This window comes from Microcoleus sp. N9_A2 (genome assembly GCF_036701775.1).
Classification (GTDB): domain Bacteria; phylum Cyanobacteriota; class Cyanobacteriia; order Cyanobacteriales; family Microcoleaceae; genus Microcoleus.
In genome coordinates this window covers 122,619-141,166 of the sequence record NZ_JAUBRH010000013.1, presented here as the reverse complement: position 1 = coordinate 141,166, position 18,548 = coordinate 122,619, and the positions used below count along the sequence as shown (strand labels likewise).

General features: G+C 47.9%; 12 protein-coding genes and 1 tRNA gene. 3 read left to right on the top strand and 10 right to left on the bottom strand.

All coding sequences use genetic code 11. The features are described 5' to 3' along the window. Positions 1 to 3: 3 nt before the first annotated feature. The 6 genes from lpxA to purC form a co-directional block, all read right to left on the bottom strand. Positions 4 to 798 (bottom strand): acyl-ACP--UDP-N-acetylglucosamine O-acyltransferase, encoded by a 795-nt coding sequence (lpxA, locus tag QUA44_RS10960; protein WP_333250550.1) that lies wholly within the window; start codon positions 796 to 798, stop codon positions 4 to 6. A gap of 249 nt (positions 799 to 1,047) precedes the next feature. Beyond that, the gene (gene fabZ / locus QUA44_RS10955; protein ID WP_333250552.1) at positions 1,048 to 1,569 is read right to left on the bottom strand and encodes a 3-hydroxyacyl-ACP dehydratase FabZ; all 522 of its coding nucleotides are present in this window, start codon (positions 1,567 to 1,569) and stop codon (positions 1,048 to 1,050) included. A gap of 82 nt (positions 1,570 to 1,651) precedes the next feature. Then, a complete protein-coding gene (lpxC, locus tag QUA44_RS10950) occupies positions 1,652 to 2,506 on the bottom strand; it encodes a UDP-3-O-acyl-N-acetylglucosamine deacetylase (protein WP_333250553.1) in 855 nt (284 codons plus the stop codon). Between the two features lie 46 nt (positions 2,507 to 2,552). Next, positions 2,553 to 2,861, bottom strand: a complete 309-nt coding sequence (locus tag QUA44_RS10945; RefSeq protein WP_333250555.1) for a hypothetical protein — start codon at positions 2,859 to 2,861, stop codon at positions 2,553 to 2,555. Positions 2,862 to 3,075: 214 nt separating this feature from the next. Then, a complete protein-coding gene (locus QUA44_RS10940) occupies positions 3,076 to 5,457 on the bottom strand; it encodes a BamA/TamA family outer membrane protein (protein ID WP_333250558.1) in 2,382 nt (793 codons plus the stop codon). Positions 5,458 to 5,647: 190 nt separating this feature from the next. Next, the gene (gene purC / locus QUA44_RS10935; protein WP_333250560.1) at positions 5,648 to 6,376 is read right to left on the bottom strand and encodes a phosphoribosylaminoimidazolesuccinocarboxamide synthase; all 729 of its coding nucleotides are present in this window, start codon (positions 6,374 to 6,376) and stop codon (positions 5,648 to 5,650) included. A gap of 257 nt (positions 6,377 to 6,633) precedes the next feature. Here purC and QUA44_RS10930 point away from each other — a divergent pair, with 257 nt between their 5' ends. The 3 genes from QUA44_RS10930 (at position 6,634) to QUA44_RS10920 (ending at position 13,123) form a co-directional block, all read left to right on the top strand. Continuing rightward, a complete protein-coding gene (locus QUA44_RS10930) occupies positions 6,634 to 7,065 on the top strand; it encodes a response regulator (RefSeq protein WP_333076249.1) in 432 nt (143 codons plus the stop codon). Positions 7,066 to 7,189: 124 nt separating this feature from the next. Then, complete coding sequence (locus QUA44_RS10925) at positions 7,190 to 10,606, top strand: response regulator (RefSeq protein WP_333250561.1); 3,417 nt, start codon at positions 7,190 to 7,192, stop codon at positions 10,604 to 10,606. 207 nt (positions 10,607 to 10,813) lie between these two features. Beyond that, positions 10,814 to 13,123 (top strand): DNA phosphorothioation-associated putative methyltransferase, encoded by a 2,310-nt coding sequence (locus QUA44_RS10920; protein WP_333250563.1) that lies wholly within the window; start codon positions 10,814 to 10,816, stop codon positions 13,121 to 13,123. A 565-nt stretch (positions 13,124 to 13,688) separates the two neighbouring features. On the opposite strand, the gene QUA44_RS10915 is transcribed toward QUA44_RS10920, so the two are convergent. The 4 genes from QUA44_RS10915 to QUA44_RS10900 all read right to left on the bottom strand — a co-directional run bounded on the left by QUA44_RS10915 (position 13,689) and on the right by QUA44_RS10900 (position 18,227). Then, positions 13,689 to 13,770, bottom strand: a tRNA-Leu gene (locus QUA44_RS10915). 211 nt (positions 13,771 to 13,981) lie between these two features. Further along, positions 13,982 to 14,692, bottom strand: a complete 711-nt coding sequence (locus tag QUA44_RS10910; protein WP_333250565.1) for a peptidoglycan-binding protein — start codon at positions 14,690 to 14,692, stop codon at positions 13,982 to 13,984. A gap of 729 nt (positions 14,693 to 15,421) precedes the next feature. Continuing rightward, positions 15,422 to 16,945 (bottom strand): carboxypeptidase M32, encoded by a 1,524-nt coding sequence (locus QUA44_RS10905; protein WP_333250567.1) that lies wholly within the window; start codon positions 16,943 to 16,945, stop codon positions 15,422 to 15,424. Between the two features lie 79 nt (positions 16,946 to 17,024). Further along, positions 17,025 to 18,227: a tetratricopeptide repeat protein gene (locus tag QUA44_RS10900; protein WP_333250569.1), complete on the bottom strand. Its 1,203-nt coding sequence runs from the start codon at positions 18,225 to 18,227 to the stop codon at positions 17,025 to 17,027. Positions 18,228 to 18,548 lie beyond the last annotated feature (321 nt).

The following is an 18,548-nucleotide window of genomic DNA, read 5'->3' as shown; positions in this document are numbered from 1 at the left end:
CATTCATTTCTTACCAGGAATCAAACCGCGCCGCCCTTTGGTTATAGACTGCTGCACAAATCTCCGCAGGTGCTGCAAATGGGGGTTTTCCTGCAACAAATCCAACTGTTCCAAAGCTTGATTTAGAGTGTAGCCAGAACGGTATAAAATCCGAAAAGTTTTCTTCAAAACTAGCAAATCTTCTGCGGTAAAACCGGCGCGCTCTAAGCCTATTTTGTTGATAGCTCGCACTCTCGAAGGATTCCCCTCGACTAGCATATAAGGAGGTACGTCTCGATCGATCCTGCTCAAGCCGCCCACCATAGACAAGCGGCCGATGTGGACAAACTGGTGAACCCCCAAAACACCGCTCAAGCGGGCTTGAGACTCGATTTTAACGTGTCCGGCTAAGGCTACAGCATTGGCGATAATTACTCGATCGGCGATCGCACAATTGTGTCCCACATGAACATAAGCCATCAACAGATTACGATCGCCAATTGTGGTGCTTTCCCCGGCTCCAGTAGCGCGGTTAATTGTCACGTATTCCCGAATCACATTGCTGTCGCCAATTGTTACCCTAGTGGGAGAACCCTCATATTTCAAATCTTGAGGTTCCAAACCAATCGCAGCACCGGGGAAAATTTGATTGCCAGCGCCTATTTCTGTTAGCCCGTCGATAATTGCATGAGCGCCAATCTTAGTCTCCGGCCCGATTTTCACTCTTTCCCCAATTACAGCATAAGCGCCCACTTCTACAGTTGGGTGCAGTTCGGCGCGGGGATGAATCACAGCAGTTGGGTGAATCAAAGTAAGCATTTGTCAGTTTTTTTGCTGGTAAGTGGGAAGGAAGAAGGAAGAAGGAAGAAGGCCCTTCGGCTTCGCTCAGGGTAAAAAGAAAAAAGAAAGAAGAAGGAAGAAGGAAGAGGGAAGAGGGAAGAGGGAAGAAGGAAACTTTTTAATTTTAAGATTGCTTGGTTCCTAGCAACGCTTGGCGGTTTCAAGTAAAATTCAAAACTCAAAAATTACAACTCACAATTACCCGCAAAATCTTACCAATTCCCCAATTTAATCTACCATCGAAAACATCAATTCTCCTTCACAAACCTTTTGTCCGTCTACTTCAGCGAGAGCCTGGATTTTTGCGAAGCGGCGGCGTTTCACCCACAGCAATTCTACAGTCATCAGCAACTGATCGCCCGGTACAACCTGACGGCGGAACTTGACTTTATCAATTCCCGTAAACATCCACAATCCTTGCTCGATGTCGGGCAACTGAACGAGGACAATACCGCCAACTTGAGCCATCGCTTCAACAATTAATACTCCTGGCATAATCGGCCTTTCGGGAAAATGCCCTTGAAAATGTGGTTCGTTAAAAGTCACATTTTTAATTCCTACAGCCCTCTCGGACGGCACGTAATCAACAATCTTGTCTACCAGTGCAAAAGGATAGCGGTGAGGCAATAATTTCTGAATTTCTTCGAGAGTAAAAGTAGATTTAACCGCTGGAGAATCTTCACCGTTCTCGGTGGGGACGGATTCAGAATTAGCAGTATTGAGGGTGTTAACTTCAGTCAGCGTAGACATTGCTTGAAGACTTTTGAGTGTGGTATGGCAGAAGGCAGAAGGCAGAAGGCAGATGCAATCTTAACAGATCACCTGTTTTTTCCTAACTTTTATCTAGGGTGGCTAGAGCTTCCGATTTCAGGGCTTGGGCGAGTTGGACGTGCAGGTTGTGACTGGCTTTGTAAGCCAAGTAGTGAGCTTTTGGCAAAGTTCCCAGCAGACTGAGGTCGCCTACTAAGTCTAGGATTTTATGGCGCACCGGTTCGTTGGCAAATCTCAAAGGCGGGTTGAGCCAGCCGGATCGATCGCAAACTAAGGCGTTCTCTAGGGTACCACCTTTGATCAAACCCGCTTGTCGCAATTGGTCAACTTGGCGAGCAAGTCCAAAAGTGCGGGCTGGGGCGATCGCCGTCGCAAAACTTTCTGCCTCTGGCGACCAACTGTACCATTGATTGCCGATCGCCTGTTCCTCAAAATCAATTCCGTAACTAAATCGAGTTTCGGCTGAGGGTAAAGCCGCTGCAAAAGCATCCCCGTGACGCACCCAAATAGGCTGTTCTAGGACGCAGGAGGAAGTGGGGTATTGCTTCGATTCTTGAGGAACTAAGCCGGTATGGGCGATCGCCTCTACCCAAACCAGAGCCGAACCGTCCAGCAGCGGCACTTCCGGCCCATCAACCTCAATTCGAGCATTATCCGCTCCCATCCCCGCCAAAGCGGCTAATAGATGCTCTACAGTGCGAATTTGAGCATCGATACCTGCCAGTTCAGTTGAAAGTGCCGTCTGACAAACCGCCTCAATTTTTGCAGGAATTATCGGAGTACCGGGCAAGTCAATTCTGACAAAATAGCGGCCTTCCCCAACCGCAGCCGGCAAAACTCGGACGCGAGTTTGTTCGCCGCTGTGCAAACCAATTCCCGACAGTTCAAATTCAGATTTTAGGGTGTGAATAGTCATTTGGAAGAAGGAAGAATGAACAAGGAAGTTAACCGTAGTTAACTCCTTAACCACATCCTAAGATGTGCTTAACGCCCTCGACTACAGCCACCACAGCCGCGATATCTAAAAATGACTGGAATGGCACTATGATCGAGGTGATGCTAGCTCCAATTGCAAGACCTCCTAGAACCTTTGCTACTACGGCGGGTATCATAATTGACATAGATGGCACACTAGCTGTAGCAGCAAAGGTTAAAAGTCCCCCCATTAGAGCAATGATCGCGATCAACTCCGACGGTCCGACAGTATGACAAGAGCTAGTTTCTGCTAACAGCATTTGAGTAAATTGCAATATCGGAAAAAATGGACTCATCTTGGGCAGGTGGTAAGGTTCTCTACGATTGTAGCAACTGCAACAGCGTCACAGTAGTTAACCCGTAGGGTGCGCCGGGCCGCGCACCTTAGACATGATTGGTAGGGTGGGCCCAGACGCAGCTTAGCAATTACCCATTAGCAATTACCCATTAGCAATTACCCATTAGCAATTACCTCTTACTCCTAACTAATGACTAATGACTCTTCGTTAATTAAAATCGCTCACCAATCCCAAAGTGAATTTGATTGTCGCCAGTGTCGTTGATACCGTAATCGATCCGGATCGGCCCTAAAGGAGATTGAATCCGCACGCCGAGGCCGTAACCGTAACCGCTACCGGGCTTTTTGCGGATGCCGGCTGGGTCGCCGGGGACATCTTTGCCTGTGCCCAAATCAGTGCCAGCATCCAAGAATAGTGCTCCGCCGATAAACGAAATAATCGGGAAACGGTACTCTACGCTGGCTTCTAGAAAACTGCGACCTGCTCCGAGGTCGCCTTCGGCGTACCCGCGCACCGAGTTGGCGCCGCCCAAGGCAAAAGCTTCGTAGGGAGGCAAATCTCCGAATACGGTGCCGCCTTTAACACTAAATGCCAGGGTTTGAGGGCCGGGAGCAAAGCTAGTGTACTTGACTGGTAGGTACAAGCTGTAGCTGGCCCGCAGGCGGTTTAAGAGGATGCTGCCGGAACCTACAGGAATCGATTGTTCCATCCCAAACCTGAGCAGGGAACCGCTAGTGGGGCGGAGGGGGTCGTTGCGCCGATCGCGCACCGCACCTGCTTGCAATGTTGTCAAGTCGTCGGAGCCGGAATCGCTAAAACTTAACAGGTTGCCGAGTTCGTCCTCGGATTCGCGACGGCCTTTGCGATCGGTAATTGAGACTCGCTGGTACTGCAAGCCGACTGAAGCTGTCCACTCAGAATCGGCAAAAGGATTGCGCGACAGGGGACGGGTGAAATTGATGCCGGCGCCTGTGCGGACGATGCGGGGTCGATCGTCGTTGGGCAATCTGACTTCCCGTTCGCCGCCGTCAAAAATCACGCTGATCGATCGTCTTCTAAAAACATTAGCGGTGAAAGAAGTGCGGTAAGGATCGCCTGCAATCCAGGGGTCAGTAAAACTCAGGTCAAACAGCGTTTGGCGTTCGCCGATTTGTACTTCAGCCCCCAATTTCTGGTTCCTACCACCCAAGTTTTGCTGCTGGTAACTTAGCGTACCGAACAAACCCGTCGCCGAACTCAAACCCGCACCCGCCGCCAGAGAACCAGTATTTTTCTCGATGACGTTGACAATTACCCTTGCCTTGCGGGGGTCAGTCGTTCCCGGTTCCAAGGCAAGTCGCACGTCTTCAAAAATTCCCAAACCAAACACCCGTCTCAAATCTCTTTCCGCCTTGGTGCGGTTAAAGATGTCTCCGGGCTTGAGTTCTACTTCGCGGGTGACGACAAAGCGACGGGTGTTGCCTCCGATCAGCTGACCCGTGGCATCTGTTGCCTCTCCCTCCTTGTTCAGGAAGCGGACATCAACGGATTCGATCTGGCCTTCTGCCACTACCAGGGTGACAGTGCCGTCGTCTGCTACTTGCGGGGCATCAGTGATTTGGCCCAAAACATAGCCGTTCTCTTGATACCACGCATTAATTTTTTTCACTCCCTCCTCAAAGCGGCGGAGGTTGAGAATTTTGCCGTATTGATCGCGGAAGCTTTCGTCAATTACGCTTTGGGGCAGCACTTGCTGACCGGTGATTGTCACTCCCCGCAATACCGGATTTGGCTGCACAATAAAAGTCACCCGGACGCCCAACGGAGTGTCTTCCGGTACTGCCCGCACGTTTCTGAAAAAGCCTGTGGCAAAAATGGCGTTGATGTCTTGTTGCAGTTGGCTGCGGTTGGTCGTGCGTCCAGGTTGGGTGCTGATGACTCGGTAAATTTCGCTTTCCAGGTCTTCCGTCGCCCCGGTGACTGTAACTTCTGCAACTAGCACTTGCGGTTCTGCCGCCCCGGCGGGTGCGGGGGTTTGTCTGGGCTGCGGTGCTGGGCCAGGGGGCAATGGGGGAACGGTGTTAGTCGGCGGTCTGGTCGGGGCCTGTCTGGGGGTAACTTGGGCGTTTTGAGCGATCGTCCCTGATTCCTCTGGTTTCCCTAGCTCTGCTGCGATCCAGGCGGGCGTTACCGCCAATTCCTCGGGGGGGAGCGAGCTGTCCTGTTGCGCCTCTGGCAGGGCGTTTTGGCTGCTAGAGGCGGGGGAGGGGTTGGATGCTAGCTCGGGTTTGAGTTGAAGGATCAGAGGTGAAACCGGCGAAGGCGGGTCTGTTACTCGGTCTGGGGGTTGGTCGTTGGGTTCTCCTCTGGCAGGGGCCACAACTATTTTTAGGGCTTCCGCTTTGCCGGTTTTAGCGGCTTTGCGGTTTTGAGGAGGGTTTTGGGTTAATTCTGGAATGGGGCGATCGGGTAATTCGATCGACGGGGCGGGGGTAACGGCGGCCAAAGTTTCCTCTGCTGATTCAGAGTAGGATGTTTGGCCACTTGCAGAATTTGATAACCCGAATGTTGCTGAGGCAGTAAAAACTGCCACCAATACAGCAGATAAACGCATTTTTGTTCACTTTTTTGGGCAATCCACACACCACATTAGTCATTAGTCATTATTCATTAGTCATAGTCATTAGTTATTAAGTCGGTTGAATCTCGCGCTGACCGCTAATTGATGACTGTTGACCGCTGATTGCTGACATCAAAGGCACAAGGGTGACAAACTGTGCAATTGTAGCGCATTGTTAAAGCCTCTAGACTTTCTGAGCGAGAACCCGCTGGAGAACTTGCTGATAAGCGGTTTCCACCGATCCTAAGTCGCGGCGGAATCGGTCTTTGTCCATAACACGGGCGTCGGGGTCGGTTTCTGCGTTGTCCCAGAGGCGGCAGGTGTCAGGACTGATTTCGTCGGCCAGGATTAGATTTTGATGTTGGTCGATACCGAATTCTAGTTTGAAGTCTACTAGGGTGATGCCGCACTGGGTGAAAAATTCTTTGAGTATTTCGTTAATTTCGCGGGCGGCGATTTCTAGTTGGTCTACTTGTTCGGGGGTGGCTAGCTGCATTAACTGAAGTCGGCCGCGGGTCAGCAGCGGGTCTCCCAAATCGTCGTTTTTGTAATAAAATTCCACGAGCGACGGATTGACAATTGTGCCTAGGGCGAGTCCTGTTTGCTTGCAGAGACTACCGGCGGCTATGTTTCTGACGACTACTTCCAAGGGCAAGATTTTGACGCGGCAGACTCGCATTTGGTTGGGGGCCGGCGTGTCGATGAAGTGGGTGGGAATGCCTTTGGCTTCTAGCATCCGAAACAGGTGGGCGGATACGGCGCAGTTGATTTCGCCTTTGCCGAGGATGCTGCCGCGTTTCTGGGCGTTAAAGGCTGTGGCGTCGTCTTTGAAGTGGGTCAGCAAAATTTCGCTGTCTTCGGTGGAGTAGAGGATTTTGGCTTTGCCTTCGTAGAGTTTGCGATCGGCTGACATGGCGATTAATAATGTAGATGAGTTTTAGATTTTACCGTAGCTCGATCGGGCGTTATTGGCGAGTTTTTAGATTTCGGCCGCGCCCCTGAGAGCATGAGGGGCGAGTACACCTGTAGGTAGATACTGTCATCTGCCCAGGCATAAATGATTCTGGACAAAGGACAATAGAGATTAAACCTGCTGGGTTCGCGATCCGTGCTGACTAAAGCTCCCCAACCAGACGGGCGCTTAAAAAACATCTATAAAATGGCTGATTTATGCAAGACAAAAAAATTCATATTCTCTTGGTAGAAGATGATGAGGTTGATGTGATGAACGTCCGGCGAGCTTTCAAAAAAAATAACATCGTCAACCCCCTCTACATTGCTGCCAATGGATTAGAAGCCCTAGCTATATTACGTGGAGAAGGAAAAATTGATCCTCCCATGCCTCAAGCGCGCAGGTTGATTTTGCTGGACTTGAATATGCCGAGAATGAGCGGGATCGAGTTTTTGCAAGAATTGCGACTGGATGAATGTTTGAGGTCGATTCCGGTAATCGTCCTCACGACTTCTAATGAAGATAGAGATAAAGTAAAAGCTTATAATTTGAATGTAGCTGGCTATATTCTTAAACCTGTTACTTTTTCTAACTTTGTGGAAGTGATGGCTACCCTAAACAGATACTGGATGCTGAGCGAAATTCCCTAACATAGGGGAAATTTAATAAAAAATAAATTTTTTAATGTGGCTTGGTGTTTTTTCAGCGATGCAGTTGTTTTAATTCCTTTTTCCAGACTGCAGCTTTTTCGGAGTAATCCACAATTCCTTTGTTATGGACAAAATTCTCACAATTCTGATAGTTGATGACGATGCAGTCGATAGAATGGCGATCAAACGTTCGCTCAAATCCGCTGGTGTTTCGGCAGAAGTTACTGAAGCAGAAGACTGCGCGGATGCGCTGGCCCAACTTTCGGTCAGTAAAAATTATACTCAGGCTACCGCTAAACTATCCAAACAAAATAAATCTCAACCTTTAAGCGAGGTTGAGGAGATAGAAAATGGGCTGCTATTAAATCAAATATTTGAGTGCAAATTTGACTGTGTATTCCTCGACTACGGCTTGCCGGACGGAGACGGATTGAGTTTGGTACAAAATGTACGAGAAGCTGGGCTGAAAGTTCCCTTAATTGTGCTCACAGGTCAAGGGGACGAACAAATTGCTGTGGAATTGATGAAGGCTGGAGCTTCTGATTATATCCCTAAAAGCAAGCTTTCTCCAGAGAGTTTGTCCCGCAGTTTGTACAATGCCATGCGCGTTTACCGCGCCGAATATCAGGCGTTTCATACCAGTCAAAAATTTAAGGAAAGTGAGGAACGCTACAGGTTAGTTTTAGAGGGAGTTAACGATGGAATTTGGGATTGGGATTTAAGTAAAAATGAGGTTTATTGGAACGATCGCCTTTTGGAAATTATCGGTTTGTCGCGAGAGCAATTTGGCAGGACTATGGAAGATCTCTACAACCGCCTGCACCCAGATGACAAGGAGGGAATCGTCGGGGCGATCGCGGCTCACTTGGAACAAGAAATAGACTATAATGTAGAATTCCGGCTGCTACACTCGAACGGTGTTTACCGCTACTGCACTTCTCAGGGAAAAGCTCAGCGCAATTCCCAAGGAAAACCGTTGCGAATGGCCGGCATGATTAGCGACATTACCGATCGCAAACAAGCCGAAGATGCTCTAGAAAGAGAACGGCAGCAACTGAAACAAATTATTACCTGCGTGCCCGTAGCAATGGCGATGTTCAATACGGAAATGCGCTATTTAGCTAACTCTCACAAATGGCTGACTCAATTTAATTTGGAGTGGCAGTCCTTGAACAACCTCAGTCATTACGAATTGTTTCCAGATACGCCGAATCGCTGGAAAGTAATGTACCAAGAAGTGCTCCAAGGCAAGGTAGTTTCTATGAGCGAAGATGCGTGGGAACGAGCAGACGGCTCTGTTATCTACCTGCGCTGGGCCGCTCATCCTTGGTACAATCCCGACGGGAAAGTGGCGGGAATTGTGATGGTTGCCGACAAGATTAATGAGTTGGTGGAAGCCCGGGAAACTGCCTTAGAAGCGAGCCGGGTGAAGTCGCAATTCTTGGCGAACATGAGTCACGAAATTCGCACTCCGATGAATGGGGTTTTGGCAATGGCTCAATTGCTGCTGCGCGCTCCTCTGGAACAGAAACAGCGGGACTGCGCTCAGACTATTTACCGCAGTGCTGAACATTTGCTGAATGTTATTAATGATATCCTCGATTTCTCTAAGATTGAAGCGGGAGAAATGCGGCTAGAAAAGGCTAATTTTGATTTGGATAGTTGCGTTGAGTCGGTGATAGAAATTATAGCGCATTGGGCAGAGGAAACAGGTATTGAATTGAATATTTTAGTTGACAGTTCGGTGCCGAGAAAGTTGGTGGGCGACGCGGGCAGATTGAAGCAAGTTTTGCTGAATTTGACGGGGAATGCCATAAAATTTACCGATCGCGGTCAAGTTCTAGTTCACGTAAGTGTGAAACAGGGCAACCGACTGGCAGACGGTAGACAAGAAGCAAGATTGCTATTTTCGGTGCGGGATACTGGCATTGGAATTTCGGCCCAAGGGCAAACAAAGCTGTTCCAATCTTTTTCTCAGGTAGACGATTCTCCTACTAGGCCTTACGGTGGCACGGGTTTGGGTTTGGCGATTTGCAAGCAGTTAGTGGATATGATGGGAGGCGAGATTGGAGTTCGCAGTTTGCTAGGCAGCGGTTCGACTTTTTGGTTTGCTGTACCTTTGGAAAAACAGTTGCAAGTTGAGCCTCATGAACCCGAACTTGCGGGAAAGAAGCTGTTAGTAGTGTCTGGAAGCGCTTTGAGGAGGGCAGCAGTGCGATCGCTCGCTCAAAGTTGGGGTGCCCGCTGCGATGAGGCAGAAACTGCTGCTGAGGCCTTGAGTTGGTTGAACAATTCCCAGGGCGGGATTTCTCAGAATTCGGGAGAGGGGGGAAAAAGCTGGGATGTAGTGCTTGTGGACTTGCAAATGCCGGAGTTGGATGCGGAGGAATTTGCGATAAAAGTGCGATCGACCTCTATAGTTGGCTCGTTAATCGCCATGACTCCTTTGCGGGAACAGCCGAAGGCTGAAGCGCTTTGCCGTCAGGGTTTTAACGGATATTTGATCGAGCCAGTGCGGCCAAGCCGCCTGCTTGAGGCAATGCTTGCGCCGGTGAAGGGAACGGGAGATTTTGGGAGAGTGGAGGCTGCTAATACTTGCAAGTTGCCACCAGTTAATTCTCAATATGTTACTTCCAATTCGCCGTTATCGTTGAGAATTTTGGTGGCGGAAGACCACCCGATCAATCAACAAGTTCTTGTCGAACAGTTGGCAGTTTTAGGCTATCAAGCTGACTGCGTGGTCAACGGTCAAGAAGCGCTGGATTTGCTGGCAAAAAAAAGCTATGATTTAGTGCTGATGGACTGTCAAATGCCGGTACTTGATGGTTACAAAACGGCGCAAAAGTTGAGGGAAATCGAAGGAAGCGATCGGCATACTTTTGTGATGGCTTTAACTGCTCATGCTATGCCGGGGGAACGAGAAAAGTGTCTGGCGGCGGGGATGGACGATTATCTCAGCAAACCTGTAGATTTAGATGCTTTGGCGGCGGCCCTGAAAAAGTATGAAGCCCGAAATGTTCAGTTTGAAAATAAGTATGGAGTTAAAAGTATTAATTCAGAAAATCAATCTCAATTAGTAACAAATTATACAGAAATTTTGGAAAAAGTGCAGGTTGTGGCTGTGCCGGCACCAAGGGCGATCGCACTTCAAACTTGGGAACATAGAGACGACGACGGACTGTTCGACAAGAGCAGATTGGAGCAACTCGGACGAGTTAATATTAAATTGCCAGAGCGACTTTTGCAAGCTTTTGTGGCAAGCGCGCAAGCTGATGTGGCTGCTGCCAAAATAGCCGTAGAAGCTAAAGATTGGCAAGCTGTGGAATATCAAGCACACCGTCTCAAGGGAACTTCTGCTAATGTGGGAGTTGCTATGATGTCGGATTTGGCCGCACAATTGGAGCATCAAGCGCGAGGCTTTCAATCTAAACCATCAGAGGTGGAATTGTTAAATATTGAGAGGGTTGAGAACATATTAGTGAGTTTGTCCAGTCATTTAGCCCGCGTTCAAGAATTTGTGGAAACTCGAATGTTTGGTTAATATCTTACTCGCTCGTAGTCGATATTAGTCGGCGATTAAAATCGCCATTACACAAACGAAGTCCCTCTCTAAAAGACTAAGAAATAAAGCGGTACGGTACGGAGTGTGCATCCTAACATATAGAAATTTTAGGAAAATTTTGTTGATTTATTTACTCCGTGTCCTCTGCTTTCTCTGCGGTTAATTAAAAAAATAATTAATTTAGCTATGAATTACGATACCAGTACAAACACTATTTTAGATAGCGATTCATTAGAAAATGATGAAAAACTGCTAACGCCTTTGATGGCTTTTGCTCAGGAAGTTTTATTGTACGAAAACGAGGCTATCTCTGAGCAAGATTCGGCAAATGCTGTGCCGTACCCGCTCGATGAAATCAATAATGTATGTGTTGACAATCTGGTGGCAAAGGCGGCTCGCTGCTGTCGGGAAAGCAAGGTGGGAAAAAAATTACCGACGGCTTTTTACGTTCACGTTTCAGCTTTGCAGACACTCAACCCTGTCCTCGGAATCTACGAAAATTGTGCCAGACGCACTCTCAAAAATATTGATGAAGCAACTTTAGTTAAATTTTTGCTCCATCAACCTAAAATATCTTATCTTTTTTACCCTGATTTCGATACAGATGCTCATCCTGCTTTGCAAACCAGCATCCAGATTAATCTAGCAACCGGGGAAGTTAAATATTTTGATTACAGCAACAGCGAAAATCCCCCTGTTTTGCACCGTAAGGAAACTTTTGTAGCTGCGGATTATCCCCATTACGAAAAGTTTGCGAGGCTGACTCGCTGCGAGGAAAAGTGGGGACTGCTTGACAATACTAGCGTTATCGGCACTCGCGAGGGTTGGCTCAAATATTTGGGATATTGCGGTGTAGAAATCAAAGATCATACTGTTGTCGAGCGTTTGAAACAGGAGAATAGTGAGCTATCAATTCCTAAGATCGAGCGACACAAAGCTGCAATGGTACGTAATTCGCTTTCTAAACCTCTGCGTCTGGTTTTAGAAGATGATTTAGTGAGGGACGGGGCGACTTTTTTTGACTACGGTTGCGGTTACGGCGGGGATATTAAATATATTGCACAAGAGGGTTATGCTATTTCTGGTTGGGACCCATACTATCAGCCGCAAAATCCGCGAATTTGTGCTGATATTGTGAATATTGGTTATGTGATTAATGTCATTGAATCTTTGGGTGAACGCCGAGAAGCTTTGCTGAATGCTTGGGAATTAACTAAGAGTTTATTAGTTGTGGCGGCTCAGGTTTTGATTGATGATAGCGATCGAGGCCAAATTGCTTATGGGGATGGGGTGATTACTTCTCGGAATACTTTTCAGAAGTATTACCAACAAGAAGAGTTGAAGGTTTATATTGACCAAGTTTTGAGTGTTGATGCAATTCCTGTTGCTTTGGGGATTTATTTTGTGTTTCGGGATGCTGCGGAGGGTGAAGGTTTTCGTGCTTCTCGGTTTCGATCGCACTTATCGACTCCCAGAGTGCGATCGCAAGTTAAGCGGTTTGAGGATTATGCGGAAATGTTGGCTCCTTTGATGGCTTTTGTTAGTGATCGGGGCCGCCTTCCTGTTAAAGGCGAATTAGCTGAAGAATCGCCAATTAAGGGGGAATTCCACAGTTTTAATCGCGCTTGGAGGGTGATTTTGCAAGCAACGGATGCGGATGATTGGGAGACAATCGCCGACAAGCGTCGCCAAGATTTGCTGGTATATCTCGCTCTCAACGGTTTGGGCGATCGGCCTTCACTCCGCCGACTCCCGGCTCAAATCCGCAATGATATCAAAGGTTTGTTTGACAATTATCAAAAAGCTTGCACTTTGGCAGATTTAATGCTATATAGTCTGAGCAAACCTGATATTGTGGCTGACTGCTGTGAAGATAGTGCGATCGGCTACAAACTACCAGGCTCCCTTTCAGTTCACGTCTCTGCATTAGAAGAACTTGACCCTTTGCTGCGGCTCTACGAAGGCTGCGCCAACCGCACAATTGGCAGGCTTGATGGCGCTACAATTATCAAATTTTACGCTCATAAACCAAAAATTTCCTATTTATTTTATCCCGATTTTGACACTAACCCGCATCCAGCCCTCCACACTTCCATGCACATAAATTTGCGCGACCTTTCTGTGGGCTATCAAGACTATTCTGATTTGTATAATCCGCCAATTTTAGTTAGAAAAGAAGCTTTTGTTACTGCTACTTATCCCCATTACGAAAAGTTTGTGAAACTCACCCGCCAAGAAGAAAAGTTAGGGATTCTCGATCGTGGCGCAGTTAAGAAACATCGCGAGTGGGTGAAGTGTTTGGAGGAAAACTGCGTTAAAATTAAGGATCATAAGTTGTTTTGGCGATCGAATTCTGACCCAGAAAGGTTGAAAATGCTGCAAAAAGCAGCGTCGGAACGCCAACAGAAAAAGATTGAGTTTAATGCAGGAAAGATTGAACAAACCGCAGAGAGCGCAGAGGGCGCAGAGGAGGAAAAAGAAGAGGGAGAGGAATAGTCATGGAAGCAGAGTATGATTTTAGTCAGGGTAAGCAAAGGGCGATCGAATTAACATTACCTAGGAAAACTCGGATCGCAATTTGGTTAGATGATGAGATGAGGTTTTAGCGTGGTTTCGCGAGCAAGTTCATGTAGCAGATAGAGGGAACTACCCAAGCTTGATTAATGAAGCGTTGCGTCAATATATCCAGCAGAGCTGTGATCCTTTGGAAGAAACCTTACGAAGAGTTGTACGGGAGGAACTTGAGCGTATTGAAAAGTGAAGTGCAAATGACCGCACAACGAACTGTTTCGATACCTTCCCAATTCTTGCCTACAGCCAGGGCAGGGTGTTGCGGAAGTATGGCGAAAAAGAACTGCACTTAAACAAACAGGCTTAGGAGGTTTTCTCATGAAAATAATTGGGAAAAGAATTCATAATTGGCTGGCGGCCAATGCACCTCCAGTGATCAAAAATCTCAGACCTGGTGCTAATGATGAGGAGATCGATTATTAGTGACAAATAATTTGTTACTGTACAGTAACAAACCTGAAACTATTGATGTACAAAGCGTTGAGAGTAGTGCGGATAAAAGGACTTGAACCTTCACTCCTTTCGGAACCAGAACCTAAATCTGGCGCGTCTGCCAATTTCGCCATATCCGCATTTTGACATTTTACTACTATAGCACACAACAAAGCGATCGGTCAACATCGATTTTAGATTTTAGATTGAAGGAAGCGACCCACTGATAAATCCGCAGGGTGATGACCAAATTGCTCGATCGCCCAACATCGAGAAACCCGGTCATTTTTGGACACCGGGTTCAATCATTAGTTATCGCCACAGCAAATTTCCGTATTTTTCACTTGTCACTTACTTTTGGCCCAGCGCCTTCCAGGTTGTTTCGTCCACCATGCCGTTAGCCGTTAAACCCTTATACTCCTGAAAGCTCTTGACAGCCGTAGCAGTGCGAGCGCCAAAAATGCCGTCGATCCGGCCCGGATCGTAACCCTGTATTTCCAAACGCACCTGTAGCGTCTTCACCTTGGAACCGACAGCGCCTTTATTTAGAAGAGTTGGAGGATTGCCGGGAACAGCAGCATCGTTCAGAATTGGAGCATTGCTCTGCACAGTTTCAGGAGCTGATGCCGGATCTGCTGCTAAAGCTGTCCAAGTTTCTTTGTTCACAATGCCGTCGGCATTCAAACCCTTAGACTGCTGAAAGGCACTCACAGCCGATGTAGTGCGAGAGCCATAGGAACCGTCGATCGTCCCCACCTTGAAACTGTGCACCTGCAACCGTTGCTGTATGGCTGCAACTTCTGGCCCGTCAGATCCCGCCGAGATAGTTTTTTCCTTTTTCACTGGCGGCTGCTCGCCCGCGTAAAAAGGCTTGTTAAACATATCTCCTTGGGAATTTCCTTCGGGCGATGCTGACGCGCCCGGATCGGCGGGAGCCGTAAAGTCTCTGCGGTACTGTTCCTGCACAAATGGTTCGGAGTCAAAAGCAGCAGTTGCCTTTCGGGTTAAGCCGGGAGCGAGCAGAGCGATCAAGCTGAAAATCGTAACAGTAGTCACACGCATAAATTTCATCCTATTAGTGAGGTTTGACAAGGTTTCCCTGTTTTCATGTTTCTAAATCTAATTGTATTACCCGGACAGCTTTCTGAGACATATAGCAGAATGAAGAAGGAAGAAAGCCCTTCGACTTCGCGATCGGGTAACAAGAAGTCCGAGAGAAGGGGTAATAGACCGCATTGGTTTGGGCCATTAAGAAAGTTCTAACCTTCTGGCGCGGTTGCTATATCCGCCCCGGTCTCTACAATTTCGGCAATGGGGACACCAGCACTCAGAAGTTGCGAGTTGGAAGTTGCCTGTTAGAAGTAGGGGCCGGTTCGCACTATTTCTAATAAACCCGGTTGATTTTGAGATATTTCGTTACTAAAGCTGATATTCTCGTCTAAACCACGTCTTTTATCCTCAGTCTTATGGTACAAAACCTGCCGTTATTCACAAATCTTTACAGGCGGATTTTGTACAAAAGACCTCTTGCAAAAATAGCTGGGACGGGTTCTCCGGCCCATCCCACAAAAAGTTTTTTCTCTTGTGGGATGGGCCGGAGAACCCGTCCTAAAATTTGCTTAAAAGGACTTTTGCAAGAAGTCTCCTGAAAGAGTTCAGACATACATACTCCCTTATTTAAGACTTTTGATTTCCGCTGTGAAATTAGGCGATACTCAAACAGTATCGCCCTTTTTTTAAGGAGCTACTTTTTTTGTAATTTTAAAGTCTGCAAAGTGAAGTTGCTATCCCTCAAATGACATAAAACTCCCCGTATTTGTGGCGAATGTAACGGATAAAGGGATCGATAGTTAAAGGTGAACCTGTAACGCGATCTATCAATTCGACAGCGGTGTATTTACGGCCGTGCTGGTAGATGTTTTGTTTTAGCCAGTCGTGGAGTACGCTAAAATTGCCCTGTTCTATTTCTACGGGAATTTCAGGATTGATTTTTACTGCTGTTTCGTAGAATTGGGCACTCATCAAGTTGCCGAGGGTGTAACCTTGGAACATTCCGCCGATCGTACCAACATACCAGTGAACATCTTGCATCGCGCCTTCGCTGTCGGTGGGAGGGACAACACCAAGGTCGGTTTTATAGCGTTCGTTCCAGGCTTCGGGGAGGTCTCGCACTGCTAGTTTTCCCTCTACCATTGCCAATTCTAGGTCAAAGCGGATGGCGACGTGGAGATTGTAGGTTACTTCGTCGGCGTCGGTGCGGATGAGCGATCGCGAGACTTTGTTAATTGCCCGGTAAAATGCGTCAGTGGATACGTGTCCCAACTGTCGCAAAAATACGCCTTGGAGTTGCGGGTAGAAACATTCCCAAAAACCGCGGCTGCGCCCGACCATATTTTCCCAAAGTCGCGACTGACTTTCGTGCACGCCGGAGGAAATGCCGCCTGCAAGCAGGGTGCCTTCAAATTCCGGGGAATTGCCGAGTTCGTAGAGGGCGTGTCCGGCTTCGTGGATGCTGCTGAACAAAGCTTGATCCAAGTGATCTTCGTAGACGCGGGTGGTAATTCGCACGTCGTCTATGGAGAAGTTGGTCATGAACGGGTGCAGGGTAGTGTCTTGCCGTCCCCGTTGGAAGTCGTACCCCATGCGTTCTACGACTTTGCGGGTGAATTCTAGTTGCTGTGATTCTGGGAAGTCTTGGTGCAAGCAGGAGTCGTCGGCGGGAGGTTGCGAGGTGATGGCTTCGACTATCGGCACTAATTCTTCACGCAGTTTGGCGAAAAGCGGGCGCAGCAGGGATACTTTCATGCCGTAGTCGCTACGATCGATCAACGGATCGGCGATGTGTTCGTAGCCGGGGAAAAAGTCCGCGTATTGCCTGCTTAATTCTAGGGTTTTTTCGAGATACGGCTCAACGGCTGCGAAGTTGTTGGCTGCCCTGGCTGCGGCCCAAGCTTCGTAGCTGTCGGCTTGGTGGCGACAGAGTGCGGACATGAAGGTTGCGGGGACTCTGGAGGCGCGATCGTAGTCTCTGCGGGCTATGCGAATCAGGCTGGCTGCGGTGGAGTCGTAGGGGAGGGTTTGTTCGTAGAAACGCAAGTCTTCTAGGAGTTCACCTATTTTTGGATCTGTAAATTTTTCGTGGGATATTTGTTTGAGAGTAGCCAACTGGCGGCCTCTGGCATTTGCACCTTTGGCCGGCATATAAGTTGATTGATCCCAATGCAGCAGCGACGAGGCTGATTCGATGTCGTTAACTTCTCTGAGGTGGGCTGCCAGTTGAGCGAATTTTGCTTGAGTTTTGTCTAGGGTTTGCATGATTGGGGTTTATGGTGCTGTTTTGCCTACAAAGGTTGCAGTGCGGCATCCGTATCCATCAATCATAGCTACCCTGAAATCAAGCTAAAAACCGCACTTCTTCCCGTATTGTACGCAATTTAGAGTCATTTTTGCACAATTTCCGGTATTTATGCGGATTGAGTTCGATCGCCTTGGATAAGTTTTCGATCGCCCGCGCGATACTGGTGGCTACAAGTTCCGGGCTGTTTGTGAGCTCGCCTGCTTGTTTTTCCAAGGCGTAAATGCAAGCTTTTTGATAGTACAGGTTGGGATCGTCGGGTTTGAGTGCGATGATTTTATCGTAGGAGGCGATCGCGTCGGTAAATCGTTGGATTTTTTTGAGGGCGACGGCGCGGTTGTACCAGGCTTCCGTGTTGTCTGGCTGCAACTCTACGGTTTTGTCCCAAGAGGTTATTGCTTCTTCAAAGCGTTGTAAGTTGGCGAAGGCTAAGCCACGGTTGTAAAAGGTTTCGCTGTCGTTTGGCTTGAGTGCGAGGGCTTTGTCCCAGGATGCGATCGCTTCTTCAAATTGTCCTATTTGGGCGATCGCCGTGCCGCGTTTGTTCCAGGCTTCGGCGGAATTCGGCCGCAGTTGCAGGGTTTTGTCGTAGGAGGCGACGGCTTCCGGGTAGAGTTTTTCATCGGCTAGGGCTAAGCCGCGGTTGTACCAGGCTTGATGCAAGTTTGGTCTTAGTTCCAGTGCCCTATCGTAGGAGGCGATCGCCGCTGTATTTTGGTCAGATTTTCTCAGGGCAAATGCTTTGTTGTACCAAGCTTCGCAGTAGTCTGGTTTGATGGCTATAGCTTTCTCGTAGGAGGCGATCGCTTCTGATAATTTCTCTAAGCTGACGAGGGTGTTGCCGCGGTTCGTCCAAGCTTCGGGGTAGCTGGGGTTGAGTTCGATCGCCTTTTCGTAGGATGCGATCGCTTCTGAGAGTCTGTTGAGCTTCCGCAAAACGTTGGCGCGATTATACCACGCTTCGGGATTGTTGGGTTTGATTTGTAGGGATTTGTTGTAGGCTGCGATCGCTTCTTCTAACTTTCCCAATTTTTTGAGGGCTACGCCTTGGTTATACCAGGCTTCATAAAATTTTGGTTCAAGTTTGATCGCTTCTTCCCAAGATTCGATCGCAGCTTGGAATCGTCCCATTGCTTCTAGGGCGTTGCCCCGATCGTACAAGGTTTGAGCCTTTTGGATGTTGACTGCTATGGATTTTTCCCCTGAGTCGATCGGCTTTTCTATGCTGGCTAATTTTTGCAAGGGGTTTCACCTCATTATTTTTTGTAAAATTGTCGCTTTTTCTTTATATTGATTAAGTTTTCGCTGCCGATCGCAATTGATTGATCGCCTATATTTGGTTATTTATGGCAATTTTATAGTAACTCTGCAATTTTTTCAACCTTTTCTAATCTATACGCAACTCTCTGGTTTCAAGGTATAGATTAATACTATTTTTTTTCATAAATTGCGTAGAAGCGTAAAAAGGGCGATCGCACTCAGGTATCACAAACCTCACCCAAGATTTAAATGTCTTTTTCAGGGTCGAGGATCGAACCAAAATTATGCTCTATCGCTACTATT

Bases quoted from the DNA above. Each gene is read 5' to 3' on its own strand.
- lpxA (WP_333250550.1), bottom strand. From the start codon at position 798: ATGCTTACTTTGATTCACCCAACTGCTGTGATTCATCCCCGCGCCGAA.
- fabZ (WP_333250552.1), bottom strand. From the start codon at position 1,569: ATGTCTACGCTGACTGAAGTTAACACCCTCAATACTGCTAATTCTGAA.
- lpxC (WP_333250553.1), bottom strand. From the start codon at position 2,506: ATGACTATTCACACCCTAAAATCTGAATTTGAACTGTCGGGAATTGGT.
- QUA44_RS10945 (WP_333250555.1), bottom strand. From the start codon at position 2,861: ATGAGTCCATTTTTTCCGATATTGCAATTTACTCAAATGCTGTTAGCA.
- QUA44_RS10940 (WP_333250558.1), bottom strand. From the start codon at position 5,457: ATGCGTTTATCTGCTGTATTGGTGGCAGTTTTTACTGCCTCAGCAACA.
- purC (WP_333250560.1), bottom strand. From the start codon at position 6,376: ATGTCAGCCGATCGCAAACTCTACGAAGGCAAAGCCAAAATCCTCTAC.
- QUA44_RS10930 (WP_333076249.1), top strand. From the start codon at position 6,634: ATGCAAGACAAAAAAATTCATATTCTCTTGGTAGAAGATGATGAGGTT.
- QUA44_RS10925 (WP_333250561.1), top strand. From the start codon at position 7,190: ATGGACAAAATTCTCACAATTCTGATAGTTGATGACGATGCAGTCGAT.
- QUA44_RS10920 (WP_333250563.1), top strand. From the start codon at position 10,814: ATGAATTACGATACCAGTACAAACACTATTTTAGATAGCGATTCATTA.
- QUA44_RS10910 (WP_333250565.1), bottom strand. From the start codon at position 14,692: ATGCGTGTGACTACTGTTACGATTTTCAGCTTGATCGCTCTGCTCGCT.
- QUA44_RS10905 (WP_333250567.1), bottom strand. From the start codon at position 16,945: ATGCAAACCCTAGACAAAACTCAAGCAAAATTCGCTCAACTGGCAGCC.